Raw genomic sequence first — 13277 nt, 5'->3', positions numbered from 1 at the left:
AGAAGAATTTATATTACATTTTCAAGACGTATGACGAAAAATAGACGCTAAGCCGTCTGACAATGACCCGCTCGTTGAGCTCCGCATTTCCAACAATACTCATCGTCAACTTACAGATTAGTGCTGGAAAACCGTACATAAAAAGACGTCAAAGTCCGTCTACCAGCAGCAACCGCACATTATTGCTGGAAAACTGCACTTCAGCAATCATTAAGTCCGTTTTGCCAGCACCACCACACTTTAGTGCCGGAAAACCGCATATCAAGACACCAACAGAGTCCGTCTACCAGCATCAATACGTTGCGGGAACGCACAACACCTGTGTGCGATTGGTTGTGATAGCGCACAAAACTTGCGCTTTCGCCAGACAACTGTGGCACAATGGAGGTATGGTAGCAACAAATGCGGGTAAACCCGCCACACAGAACGACCTTATCGACGTCGACGAGGTCATTGGTAAGTATTACAACAACGTTCCCGACCCCGCCGAACCGACGCAGCGCGTCTCCTTCGGCACTTCCGGACACCGCGGTTCTTCGCTCAAGACGTCATTCAACGAGGCGCACATCGTCGCGATCACGCAGGCCATCGCGGAATATCGCAAAAAGGCTGGCGTTACCGGGCCGCTGTATCTCGGCCGCGACACCCACGCGCTTTCGGGCCCCGCAATGAAGACGGCCATCGAGGTGCTGGTAGCGAACGGCGTGATCGTGCGCATCGACTCGCGCGACGACTTCGTGCCGACACCAGTCATCTCACATGCCATCCTCACCCACAATCGCGCCGACGACGGCTCGCAGCGCTTCGAGGGAGACGGACTTGCCGACGGTATCGTCGTGACCCCTTCGCACAACCCGCCCACCGACGGCGGTTTCAAGTACGACCCGGTCACCGGCGGCCCAGCCCCGGCTGAAGCGACCGAAGCCATCGCCAACCGCGCCAACGAACTGCTCGGCTCGTTCCGCGACGTCAAGCGCGTACCCTACGACGAGGCCATCAAGTCCCCGCTCGTGGAGCGCTTCGACTACCGCGACCACTACGTTTCCGACCTCGGCAACGTCATCGATTTCGACCTCATCCGCTCCTCTGGAGTGCGTCTGGGCATCGATCCGCTCGGTGGCGCTTCGGTCAATTACTGGCCACTTATCAACGAAAAGTACGGCCTCAATATCGGCGTCGTGCGCCCTGAAGTCGACCCGACCTGGCGATTCATGACCATCGACCACGATGGCAAGATCCGTATGGACCCCAGCTCGCAGTACGCGATGAAGGGCCTTGTCGACGAGCTCAACGGCGGCGCATGGAGCAAGTACGATCTCGTGGGCGGCACCGACCCGGACGCCGACCGCCACGGCATCGTCTGCCCCGACTGGGGTGTGATGAACCCGAACCATTACCTTGCCGTGTGCATCGCCTACCTCTTCGGCGGCGCACGTCCGGGCTGGCCCGAAGGCACCGGCATCGGCAAGACGCTGGTCTCCTCCTCATTGATTGACCGCGTGGCCGCCTCCATCGGCGCACCGCTGGTCGAGGTGCCGGTCGGCTTCAAGTGGTTCGTCGACCCGCTCTTCACCGGCAAAGTCGCGTTCGGCGGCGAGGAGAGCAGCGGCATGAGCTTCCTACGTCGTGACGGCCACGTGTGGACCACCGACAAGGACGGCATCATCCCCGACCTGCTCGCTGCGGAAATCACAGCCAAGACCGGCAAGAACCCAGCCCAGCTCCATCAGGAGCAGGTCGCCAAGTTCGGCGAGAGCTGGTACAAGCGCGTCGATACCCCGACCACGCTCGAACAGAAGCAGAAGTTCGCGGGCCTGACCCCCGAATCCGTTTCCGCCACCACGTTGGCCGGCGAGGACATCACCGCCAAGCTCACGCGAGCGCCCGGCAACGACGCGCCCATCGGCGGCATCAAGGTGACCACCAAAGACAACTGGTTCGCGGCCCGCCCCTCCGGCACCGAGAACATCTACAAGATCTACGCCGAGTCGTTCGTCTCCCCCGAGGCACTCGACCAGGTGCTTTCCGAAGCCACGGATGTAGTCGACAAGGCGCTCGGAGAGTAATTCATCATAAGGCATCGCACAAGTCGGTAGATAGGAAAACAGAAATGACGGAATTCCGACATTTCGAAAAACCTATCTACCGACTTGTCGTTTGCTGCAACCCAAATTCAAACTTTCAATGTTGCCAAAGTCAAAAATTATTTTGTAACTTTCCCCAAATCTGACCCAAGTTTAAAAATATTTTTTAACTTACCGATTTCCTACCCAAATATAAAATGCACTTTACCTTTACCTGAAAATCGAATAAAAGCAGAACAAGTTCATCTTTTCAATTTCGTCGGCAAAACGTAGGCTTAAGACTATGACTATTACGGTTTCTACGGACGGAAGCGCACTCGGCAACCCCAACGGGCCCATGGGCTGGGCTTGGGCGGATCACGCGGCGAACGCGGCTCGCACGGACGGGCACCAGCACGACGGGGACAGTGACGCGGGCGGGGCCACCAACGGCACCAACCAGATCGGCGAGCTGTGCGCGGTGCTCGAGGCGCTGCGGGCGCATCGCGGCGCGGAACCGCTGACCATCGAAACCGATTCGCAGTATGCCATCAACTGCTCGACCACGTGGGTCAAGGGTTGGAAGAAGAACGGCTGGAAGAACTCGCAGAAAAAGCCGGTAAAAAACGCGCCGCTCATCAAGGCCATTGACGCCGAAATCGGCCGTCGCGAGGGGCCGGTGAAGTTCGTCTGGGTCAAGGGGCACAACGGCAATCCCGGCAACGAAAAGGTCGATGACCTCGCCCACACCTACTCCGGCGACGCACGCAGCGGTGTGAAGGACGGCTACTTGCCGCTGGAAGGCTGGCAGTCGCTGCTCGCCTCGCCGTACGCCAAGGGCGTGGATATTCCGGCCGACGCGAAAATGCTCATCGACGGCAAAATCACCGAGGAACAGTACCATCTCGGACGAGGCGTAGAACCCGATAACGATAATGACGATGATTTCGAAGATGATGGAAACGCTGCCAATCAAACCAACGTTCCAATGTCCCACAAGCCAACGCTTACCGAACGACTTGCAGAGCCTGAAGGCGTGCCCGAATATGATTTCAGTCCACGTAAGTCAATAGTCGCGCATCATCGTGCAGTCGAAAACGACGAGTCTTCAGAGGTGAATAATCAGGGCGATGTCAACGAAGTCAAGGCTCACGGCATCGGCCGTACCGTGCGTTCCCAGCCTGATTTCAGCGCTTCACCGGTAGGTGACGACGTTACCGTCGACAAAAGCGACGCTGCCGCCACCGAAACAGAATTACCAGTGGCCGACAATAAGCCAGATACACTCGATAAATCTGACCAGGCAAACAAGCCTTCAAAGAACGATGACAACAGCGATTTCGTCGACGATGACGACAAAATCGATAATGCTGACATATCCGGCGACGAATCTGATGACACCGACGCTAATATCAACGAATCTAACGAAGCCGATAATGGCGATACCCACGAAACCGCAACAGACGTTGATGCCACACAACACACGGAGCCGGAGCCGAAGACAAATCAGGCACCGTCATATCTCACAAGCGGACTGAGCGTGAACGGAACGTTGCACTTCGTTCCTGCGCCACAAACCAGCCCGACCTATAACGGCCGACCACGCCATATTCGAGGGGTGATTGCCATCGACGGGTACGTGGCCGGAGACGGCACAATCCTGCTGAACAATGCGCCATTCCTCATCGCCAATAACAATCACAAAAAATGACAGAAACAGACAAAACCTGAACAGCAACAAAAGTATTGGAACACCGATACTATGGAAAGTGACGCTCGTCACTATATGACGAAGCAGGACTTTTAAAGGAGTACGAATGGATAAGAATGAACAAGACGCGCTGAAAAAGGCTGCCGGCATCGAAGGTGCCAAGTTCATCAAGGACGGTATGATCGCCGGCCTCGGCACCGGTTCGACCGTGCGCTTCCTGGTGGATGAACTAGGCCGCCGCACGCAAGAGGAAGGCCTCAAGTTCACCGGCGTGACGACTTCGCGCCGCACTGCCAAGCAGGCCGAGGGCTACGGCATCAAGATCGTCGACATCGACGACGTGGATCACATCGATCTGACGATCGACGGGGCCGACGAGGTGGACAGCAACTTCAACGGCATCAAGGGTGGCGGCGCCGCGCTGCTCTGGGAGAAGATCGTCAATGAGAACTCCAACTACAACATCTGGATCGTCGACGAGTCCAAGGTGGTCGACACCATCGGCAAGTTCCCGCTGCCTGTCGAGGTCATTCCCTTTGGCTCGCGCCACGTCATCGACAAGTTCGAGGCGAAGGGCTACAAGCCGGTCCTGCGCAAGAACGCCGACGGCACCGAAGTACGCACCGACGAAAACAACTTCGTTGTCGACCTGCATCTGGAACGTATCGACCATCCGGAGGATCTCGCCGAAGACCTCATCAACACGGTCGGCGTGGTGGAGCACGGCCTCTTCCTAAACCGCGTGGACAAGGTCATTGTCGGCAACCCCAACGGTCCACGAATCCTCACCGTTTCGGAGAACTGAGTCCGATAATCGAAATCGAATAATAAAAGCCGGTGGGCAACTTCGTTAGTGAGTCGCCCACCGGCTTTCTTATAACAATCTTTGAGCCTTATTCAAGCCCACCCGCACTTATTGAAGCGCTTCAACCGCCTTGCGAGTGGCATCGTAATCGGGCTCGGTACCGATTTCAGGAACCTGCTGCGTGTAGGCGACGTTGCCGTCACGATCTACCACCACAACAGCGCGCGAAAGCAGACCGCGCATGCCGCCGTCGGTGATGGTCACACCGTAGTCCTCGCCGAACGAGGAACGGAACGCTGAACCGATGACGACGTTCTTGATGCCTTCCGCACCGCAGAAACGGCCCTGTGCGAACGGCAGATCCTTGGAGACGCAAACCACGACGGTGTCTTCGAGCTCGTCGGCCATCTGGTTGAACTTACGCACCGACATCGAGCAGACATCCGTGTCGACGGACGGGAAGATGTTGATGACGATCTTTTTGCCTGCGAATTTGGACGAATCGAAATCGTTCAGATCGCCGTCAGCGAGCGTGAAAGCCGGGGCCTTGGAGCCGACGGCGGGGAGATTTCCTACAGTATTGGTGGCCACGCCACCCAAAGTTATTTGTGCCATACCCTTATGGTTTCACGAAACCGGCCGATATGCCAGCGTTTTACGCTACATGACAGCAATGTCACGCGCTTTGCCACAAATCCTACTTTCTCCTCCTGTTTGCATATCACTATCACCGGCAAAACAAAAAGGCCCGGAGCCGAACGGCCCCGAACCTTCTTATGAAAAGCTTTACTACTACTTGCGCTGATGACGAGTCTTACGCAGCAGTTTGCGGTGCTTCTTCTTGCTCATCCGCTTGCGGCGCTTCTTGATGACAGAACCCATCTGAAGCCTCCAATCCTTGACTGTAAGTTTGCAACTTGACTTATCTTACTCGCTCTTGCCGACTTAAAACGCCATGTTCCCGATTTTCGGCAACCGAGCCAAAATCGTTCAACGAACGCATCACAAAGAACTATTCCGGGCAACCGGTTCGAAAAGCCGGACTAGAACGGGAATTTCGAATAGAACCGTTGAATCGATTCCTTGGAGCCCGTAGCCTGGAAGACCACGGTATCGTTCTGCCAGACCGCCGTAGCCGTCTTGCCCTTGTCGCCGTTCGACTTGACCACGTATTTACCTGTGGAATTGCCGGAAACCTTGACATCACCGCTGGCCACATCCGTGCCCTTGAGTGCACCCGTCAACGTGTCATATTGTGTTTTCGCGCTGTCGCTGCCCGACCATTGCGCCACAACAAGCGTGACGTCCTTGGGAATAGCCCCTGTCGAATAGGTGAGCGTGTATTCCTCCAGGGGTGAGGCGGAAGTCCAGTTGGCGCTCGGAGCGGCTTCCGTACGAGCGAAATTGAGAACAGCGTCGGGCATCGCTTTTAACAACGGCGTGGCGTCCTGCGGCAGTTCCTTGGCCTTGATACTCGGCGTGGTGGGTTCCGGCTTGGTGGACGTCGTCTGCTGCTGCTTCTGTTCTTCACTAGCTGACCTATTCATCGCCCAGCCCGGCCACACAAAGGCGGAAAGCAAAGCAAGAACAATGACCAACGCGGCCGCGACCACGACCGCGATCAATTTGCCATGAGAAGAATTTCTTTGTTGAGTCGACATAGCCGCAATTATTTCACATCGTGCTGACTCTAAAGCTATTGGACGAGTCGTCGCGTTTCACTTGAATTACAACGGTTTTACACTGGACAAGGCACGTTTATCAAGTCGAATAACTTGAGCCCAAAACCTTGAAGGGACTTGCCCTTGTCGGCGAAATTGGCTAGCGTCGGCATCATGGCTAAGAATGTGACACAATACGTCTGCTCGGAGTGCGGCTGGAACGGCGTGAAATGGTACGGGCGCTGCCCAGAATGCGGTGCGTGGGGCACCATCGAGGAATTCCACGAGGCACGGCCCGCCGCCGCATCGCGCACCGCCGCGCCCGGACGCACCTCGCGTACACAGGCCAGTTCCGCAGTCATGGTTGGCAGCGCTGCAGCCAAGCCGATTACCGAGATCTCAACCGATAGCGTCAAGAGGATTCCAACCGGATTCGACGAGTTCGACCGCGTGCTCGGTGGTGGCATCGTACCGGGTTCGGTCGTGTTGGTCGCCGGTGAGCCGGGCATCGGCAAGTCGACACTGCTACTGGAAACCGCTGGCAGTGTGGCGCGGAACAATCCCAAGAAATCAGTCCTTTATATTTCCGGCGAGGAGTCACAAGCACAGGTGCGCATGCGCGCCTCACGCATCAATGCGATGGAAGGCAACCTGCTGCTGGCCTCGACCACCGACCTCGCCACCGTGCTCGGTCTTATCGAGCAGGAAAAGCCAAGTCTCGCCATCGTGGACTCGGCGCAGACCATCGTCTCGCAAGACGTCGATGGCATCTCCGGCGGCTCCACGCAGGTGCGCGAGGTGGCCAGCGCACTGATCGATACCGCTAAAACCCTTGATATTCCGGTCATGCTGGTCGGCCACGTCACCAAGGACGGTTCCATCGCTGGTCCACGCACACTCGAACATCTGGTGGATGTGGTCTGCCAGTTCGAAGGCGATTCGCAGACCGCGCTGCGTCTGTTGCACGCCGCCAAAAACCGTTTCGGCCCGACCGACGAAGTGGGCTGCTTCGATATGAGCGGCGACGGCATCGAAGAGGTCAGCGACCCTTCCGGCCTGTTCCTTTCCACCGAGGATGCGCCGGTCGAAGGCACCTGTGTCACGTTCACGCTCGACGGCCACCGCAGCCTGCCGATCGAAGTGCAGGCGCTGGTCACGAAATCCGTTTTGCCGACACCACGGCGCAACACCAATGGCATCGATTCCAATCGTCTGGCCATGCTTTCGGCGGTTTTGTACCGCCACGGCCGCGTGAATCTTTTGGCCAACGATCTTTACGTTTCAACCATCGCCGGCGGACTGGCCAAGGAGCCGGCCTGCGACCTCGCCATCGTCGCCGCGCTGGCGAGCGCCGCCACCAGCAAGCCCATCGCCCGCACCACCTGCGCCATGGGCGAGATTTCCTTGACCGGCCAGGTACGCCCTGTCCCCCAGCTTTCCCATCGTCTGAACGAGGCCGCGCGCTTGGGCTTCACCCGAGCTGTGGTTCCCACCCATCGCGGCCGTCGCGGCATCAAGGCCGTCAAAGGCCTGGAAATCGTAGAGGTCTCGTCCCTGAGAGATGCGCTGGACGCGTTGGGCGTCTCCAAAGGAAGATAACGAATTCATCATTCTTCCATATCTCCCGAATCCCTAAGTGTGCAGAGCATCGACGTAAGCACCGCGACGGCAAGAATGATGGCGACCATGCCGAAGAACGTGCCCAGTGGAATGGGAACACCCCACGGGGAGATGCCTTCGCGAGCGTACTGCACTGCAAGCTCGGCGAAGATGATGGCAAGGCCGACGGCAGCCAAAACTGAGGCCGAAAGCACATCCAATGCTGATTCCCATATCGCACTGGCCATCACCGAGCCGTGCGAAACGCCGAGCTGACGCAGACGGCGATTCTCACCACGTCGCTCCGTGATGACGATGGCGCACGATTGGATCAGGAAGATCGCGGCCAGTGCCGCCCCGCCGACGATGACGATGGCCAACCCGTGCTGCTGCGACTGGCGGTCTTTGACAAAGTAATCGACGTATTCCGGCTTGGTGAGAATCATCGCCCCAGAACTGTTGGTTTTGTCGGCATGCCGTGCCTCAGCGAGCCCCATTCGCTGTGCGACCCGCGTGGCAAAAGTGCCGGCCGAGACGCCATCGCCCAGCTTAATCGGCGCAAAACGACCGTCATCCCTAACGCCATGGTTATCAAAACTACCGTCAAGAGCAAAGAAATCCATGGAGGCGTTGGAACCAAGACCCTTTGGCGTCTCGATAACAGCAACAATTTTCGCCTTGTAAGCGCGGTCAGATTCCCCGTAAAATGTGACGCTCTGTCCGAGATGATAATCACCGGAAGGCGCAAGTCTCTCGGTATTGACAGCTACCTTGTGCGGGCCGAGAGCCGACAGCGAGCCTTTGACGAATTTCGGGGCGTTCGGTCCGGCCGCCCTGACATCACCCGCGCTGGCTGTAGTCACCGTCACGGGGTGATCATCGAATCCGGCCCAGTCCTCGCTGTGATAAATCACAGAGCTGGCGATGTCGTCTTTCTGATTACGCAGCGCGTCGCTGACTTTGTCCGCCGGAATACGCGACGCCGTTTGCATAACCACATCCGCACGCATCGGTTGGAATTGGGTCATCAGACCTTCCTTGGATCCGGCCTGAGACATCATCGTAAAAGCCATGACGATGAACACAACAAGAATGACCGGCAGCCCGATGGCCACCGTGCTGCGCGTCTGTTTTCCGGCACGTTGGCGAGCCAGCAATCCCGCACCACGCGAACACAGCTGGGCAACCCGCCCCAAAAGCGAGGCCAGCGGCGGAAGACATACCGGGGCAAACAGATACAACGTTACCAATGCGAATACCGTAAGCAGCGAAGTCCTGGTCGAAGTATCCATACCAAGAAATGGAGCAACGCAGAAACACACAGCGAGCACAGCCACCAAAACCGCCGCAACGACACGCACAACGCCCACGGACTTTGTTTCCTTGGTCTCCTGAGTCAATGCCGAAAGCGGGCTCACGGACGAAATGCGATGCGCGGCGAACCACACACCGACCACACAGGCCACCAACACGAGGCAGAAAGTCAATGCTATACCGCCGAAACGCAAGCGCGTCGCAAACGCGTTATCGTTGAGATCCATCGCGCGGGCGACGGCAACACCGAGCGTGGGAACCAACAGCAATCCGAGCAGGCAGCCAAGAAGGTCGGCAAGCCCGCACGGCACGGAAAATTCGACAAGCGCCATCAAGCGGATACGGCGAGCAGATGCGCCGGAAAGCCTCATCATGGCATACTCGCAGCGGCGGGCCTCGATGAGGAAACCAACCGAAGAGAGCACCAACAGCAGGGTGACCAATACGCAAGCACCGCCTGCAATTTCACAAACCATGGCGCCGGTCGAATACAACCCGATGCTTCTTCCGCGCTGGTAATGGGTCATGGTACGCAAATCCGGCAATCCGTCGCGGGCGTTCATCGCCTGCCCCAGCTCGACCCACGCACAGCTCAGCGCCGAAGCCAGCAACACCGCCAGACACGTCACAGCGTATGAGGTGCGGTGCTCATGCAGCAGCGATCGAACGAGGGAAAGTTGCGAAGGCCGGCGGCTCCGGTGAGGTGCAGGCATGACCTCATTCACGCTTGACCATGAATTCATATTCCATATCGAATCCGTATCGGCACTTATAGGCCCATCCGGCTGCGCATCCGCAACGATTGTCGCCGTTTTCGGTATGCCGCGCTGCTTCAATCGAGCGAATGGAGAGGCGATTCTGATGCTATTCATTGCTGACCCGCCTCCCGTCACTCATCAAAGCGAGCCGACCGGCGATGTTGGCGGCAGACTCACCGGAGCAAGTGGAATGGACACGACCGTCGACCAGGAACATCACCCGGTCGGCGCAGGCGGCGACGTTGGGATCGTGGGTGACCATCAGGATCGTGGTGCCACGCGTGGCGACCGTCCGAAACAGGCCCATCACCGTGCGTGAGCTTTTGGTATCGAGCGCTCCGGTCGGCTCGTCGGCGAAGAGAACCTGAGGACGCGAGGCGAGCGCACGTGCGATCGAGACGCGCTGTCGCTGCCCGCCGGACATATCCGCAGGATACTTGTTTTCGTAACCCGCAAGCCCTACATCAGCTAACGCGCTCACAGCGGCTTTCGTTTCGATTTTCGGTCCGCCAAAGAGATCGGAAAGCATGACGTTCTGCAAGCAGGTGAACGCCGGAACAAGGTTGTAGTCTTGAAAGACGAAACCGATATGGTCACGACGCAGGTGGGTCAGGTCGCGCTCGTTCATCCGCTCCAAGGCATGGCCGGCAACGGTCACCTCACCGCTTTCTGGCTTGAGCAAACCGGCGCAGCAGTAGAGAAATGTCGATTTACCCGCACCAGACGGCCCCATCACCGCCGTCCACGAACCGGTCTCGCCGATCAGCGACACGTCCTGGAGCACCTGAGCCCCGCCGACGTACCGATAGGAAATATGTTGCGCCACCAATGGCGCTTCAACGTTTTGTGTCATCTTCGTTCTCCTTGGGCCGGCACTGTTGCCTTCGGCCGCTTACACTTCCACCCTACGGGCCGAAATCCGAAAACCTTATCGGGGAACACCCTGAAAAATCCCTGATTTCCAATACCTGACAACCCTGAGAACGAACGATTTCAACCATCAAACCAGAGAACCCGAAAAACAAATCTTCCACATATCAGGCATCAGGCATTTCATAACCAAATCAACGAGAAACGGCGAAATCCTTAAAATCGCATAAAACGTTCATACCCACGAAATTGATAGAATGGTCTAGATATGAATTGACATCGGCAAAAGTCCGGCTGTTTGTTTTCGACGAGAAATAAATAAGGGGATAAAGCAATGAGCCTTGCATTTGAAGACATGAGCGAGTACGCGCAGCATATGGTGAAGGCGCTGGACCTTGAGGCGCATCCCGAGGGCGGATGGTACCGACAGACCTGGCTGAGCCTGCAGGCCGCGGCAGGAACAGCGACGCAGCAAGCCGCAGAACGCGGGGATGCGCAGCGTAGTATCGGTGACGGTGCGCCGCAACAGGCCGCGGAATACAGGGAAATGCAACGCAGCAGTGACGCCAACGCCGGGAATCCGACAGATTCTGGCAATATCAATGCCCCATATTCTTTCGATACCTACGCCGCGACCGCAGCCGACATCAAATCGATGAAGGCAACGGAAGGCCGTCCACTAGCTTCGCTGATCTACTTCCTACTGGCTCAAGGCGACGCAAGTGCCTGGCATAAAGTGGATGCCACCGAAATCTGGCTTTGGCATGGGCCAGCCACCGTCGGCCTGGAGTTGGGCGGGTATGGCAACGCCCCGGCCGACGAATCCGGCCGCACGCTTTATACGCTCGGGCAAGGCCTGGCTTCGGTCAATCCGAATGCGACCGGCACCACCCCAGAAGAGGATATGCAACCATCCCATTTGTCAACGGAACCCATTGGCCAGTTGGTCATTCCTGAAGGCTGCTGGCAGCGCACGGTACCCGGCAAAGGCGACGCGCTGGTTTCCTGCGTAGTCAGCCCCGGTTTCACCTTTGACGGTTTCACGCTCGAATAAGTAAAACAGCGGCCAAGCTTCACTTCGCGCCGGTGATTGCCAACGTCTGATCGGCATAATCCTTCAACGCGGCCTTGAGCTCGTCAGTGCCATCGAACTTGACCTGACCGCGCAGGAACTGGGTGAATTCCACGCGCACCTTGTGATCATAAAGTTCGAGCCAATCGTCGGTGACGCAATATGGCTCGATGACGCGCTCATTGATGCCGGTCTCGTCGCTATACGTCGGCTTGGTACCGATGGAAATCGCGGCCGGCCAGCGCCATGGCGAACCTGGAGCCATGCGCATCTCGTCGGAGGGAGACGCAAGGTTAGCAGCATCCACGCCGTTCGACGTATTGCTTTTACCGGAAGCCTTAGTACCCCCACCATTCTCAATGCTGCGACTGTTTCCGGTACCGCTCGTCCCATTGCTAGGATTACCAGCGTTGCTGCCATTACCGCCGTTCGAGCCAGCATCAACCGGTCCCAAATCAACCAGCCAGCCGGCATATACCCCGTCAACCGGCACATAGCCCTCAACCACTTGCGACAAGTTCGCGGTCGGGAAGCCAATCTCACGCCCACGCTGCTCGCCGTGCACCACCACGCCTTCGACGGCATGGTCATGCCCCAAAATCTCGGCTGCAGCCTTCACACATCCCTGCGAAAGCAAATACCGCACGTTCGACGAGCTCCAGACCCGTACTTTGCGGCAGTTGTTCTTTTTGGTCCACGCACGCAGTTCGGCCTTGCTCATGCCTTCTCGAGGGTCTTGCGGCTCGCCGACGCCTTCCGGCATCTTCGGTTCAAAATGCAACGGCACCCACGTATAGCCTGGTCCCAAATCATCAACGACATCGAGCTCGAAGACACGCGTGGCCTCGCAAAGTTCCTGAATGGACTTGATATCGCCCTTCCGATTCGCGCCCAACGCCGCATCCTGCCCGAGCACGAGCGTGCGCATGCCAAGCTTGCCGACCATCTGACCCAAGAAGAAGCGGAACGATTTAGCCGCGAACGCCAGCGTATAATGCAATACAATTACGCGATCGACGCCAAGCTTGTCCATGACTCGCGCACGCTGTTCGACGGAGCTCAGTGCCTGTGTGTCCACGAAATCCTTCGGCAGATCCATACCGTCATGTTCGTCGGCGTAGGTATGCGCAAGCGCCGGCCGCGGGTCGAGAATCATCACGACAGCCAACGAATCAGTCTGCTTCGCCAGTTCCACGACACGACGAACCACAGCCTGATGGCCCTTGTGCATGCCGTCGAACACGCCGATCGTCATGACCACGCGCTTGTGCGAGCTGAGGGTGGGCCAATCCACCAATCCGTTAGAGTCGGGTGTCAACCTGGTGATCTTCATCAAAATCCTTTGTCTTGTTTGCCGCAAGCCATTTTATCAGCCAAGCCGCCCGCGCGAAAGCCCTCTATTCTTGAGGCTTTACACGGCCTGA

At 57.4% G+C, this 13277-nt stretch carries 11 protein-coding genes; 5 read left to right on the top strand and 6 right to left on the bottom strand.

What is annotated here, in order from left to right; translation table 11 throughout:
* The first annotated feature begins 389 nt into the window (after positions 1 to 389).
* The 3 genes from pgm to rpiA all read left to right on the top strand — a co-directional run bounded on the left by pgm (position 390) and on the right by rpiA (position 4579).
* Positions 390 to 2066 (top strand): phosphoglucomutase (alpha-D-glucose-1,6-bisphosphate-dependent), encoded by a 1677-nt coding sequence (gene pgm, locus OZX62_RS02655; protein ID WP_277176477.1) that lies wholly within the window; start codon positions 390 to 392, stop codon positions 2064 to 2066.
* 301 nt (positions 2067 to 2367) lie between these two features.
* Positions 2368 to 3774, top strand: a complete 1407-nt coding sequence (locus tag OZX62_RS02650; RefSeq protein WP_277176475.1) for a ribonuclease H — start codon at positions 2368 to 2370, stop codon at positions 3772 to 3774.
* 106 nt (positions 3775 to 3880) lie between these two features.
* Positions 3881 to 4579, top strand: a complete 699-nt coding sequence (gene rpiA / locus OZX62_RS02645) for a ribose-5-phosphate isomerase RpiA (RefSeq protein ID WP_277176474.1) — start codon at positions 3881 to 3883, stop codon at positions 4577 to 4579.
* Positions 4580 to 4687: 108 nt separating this feature from the next.
* Here the strand turns inward: rpiA and tpx are convergent, their stop codons facing one another.
* The 3 genes from tpx to OZX62_RS02630 form a co-directional block, all read right to left on the bottom strand.
* A complete protein-coding gene (tpx, locus tag OZX62_RS02640; RefSeq protein WP_277176473.1) occupies positions 4688 to 5194 on the bottom strand; it encodes a thiol peroxidase in 507 nt (168 codons plus the stop codon).
* A gap of 177 nt (positions 5195 to 5371) precedes the next feature.
* Positions 5372 to 5461 carry an AURKAIP1/COX24 domain-containing protein gene (locus tag OZX62_RS02635; protein WP_004268639.1) on the bottom strand — a complete coding sequence of 30 codons (90 nt, stop codon included), beginning with the start codon at positions 5459 to 5461 and terminating at the stop codon, positions 5372 to 5374.
* 161 nt (positions 5462 to 5622) lie between these two features.
* The gene (locus OZX62_RS02630; protein ID WP_277176472.1) at positions 5623 to 6240 is read right to left on the bottom strand and encodes a hypothetical protein; all 618 of its coding nucleotides are present in this window, start codon (positions 6238 to 6240) and stop codon (positions 5623 to 5625) included.
* Between the two features lie 174 nt (positions 6241 to 6414).
* On the opposite strand from OZX62_RS02630, the gene radA reads away from it, so the two are divergent.
* A complete protein-coding gene (radA, locus tag OZX62_RS02625) occupies positions 6415 to 7839 on the top strand; it encodes a DNA repair protein RadA (protein ID WP_277176471.1) in 1425 nt (474 codons plus the stop codon).
* Between the two features lie 8 nt (positions 7840 to 7847).
* On the opposite strand, the gene OZX62_RS02620 is transcribed toward radA, so the two are convergent.
* Together OZX62_RS02620 and OZX62_RS02615 are read right to left on the bottom strand one after the other, a co-directional pair.
* A complete protein-coding gene (locus OZX62_RS02620; protein ID WP_277176469.1) occupies positions 7848 to 10025 on the bottom strand; it encodes an FtsX-like permease family protein in 2178 nt (725 codons plus the stop codon).
* Complete coding sequence (locus tag OZX62_RS02615) at positions 10018 to 10764, bottom strand: ABC transporter ATP-binding protein (RefSeq protein WP_277176468.1); 747 nt, start codon at positions 10762 to 10764, stop codon at positions 10018 to 10020. Before OZX62_RS02615 ends, OZX62_RS02620 begins: the two co-directional genes overlap by 8 nt.
* 351 nt (positions 10765 to 11115) lie before the next feature.
* Here OZX62_RS02615 and OZX62_RS02610 point away from each other — a divergent pair, with 351 nt between their 5' ends.
* Positions 11116 to 11835 (top strand): cupin domain-containing protein, encoded by a 720-nt coding sequence (locus tag OZX62_RS02610; protein WP_277176467.1) that lies wholly within the window; start codon positions 11116 to 11118, stop codon positions 11833 to 11835.
* Positions 11836 to 11854: 19 nt separating this feature from the next.
* Here the strand turns inward: OZX62_RS02610 and OZX62_RS02605 are convergent, their stop codons facing one another.
* On the bottom strand, positions 11855 to 13186 hold the full coding sequence (locus OZX62_RS02605; protein WP_277176466.1) for a riboflavin kinase: 1332 nt from the start codon (positions 13184 to 13186) through the stop codon (positions 11855 to 11857).
* Positions 13187 to 13277 lie beyond the last annotated feature (91 nt).

This window comes from Bifidobacterium sp. ESL0690 (assembly GCF_029392315.1).
Lineage (GTDB): Bacteria > Actinomycetota > Actinomycetes > Actinomycetales > Bifidobacteriaceae > Bifidobacterium.
Note: the sequence above shows the minus strand (reverse complement) of the source record. Positions and strands in the feature narration are given on the sequence as shown.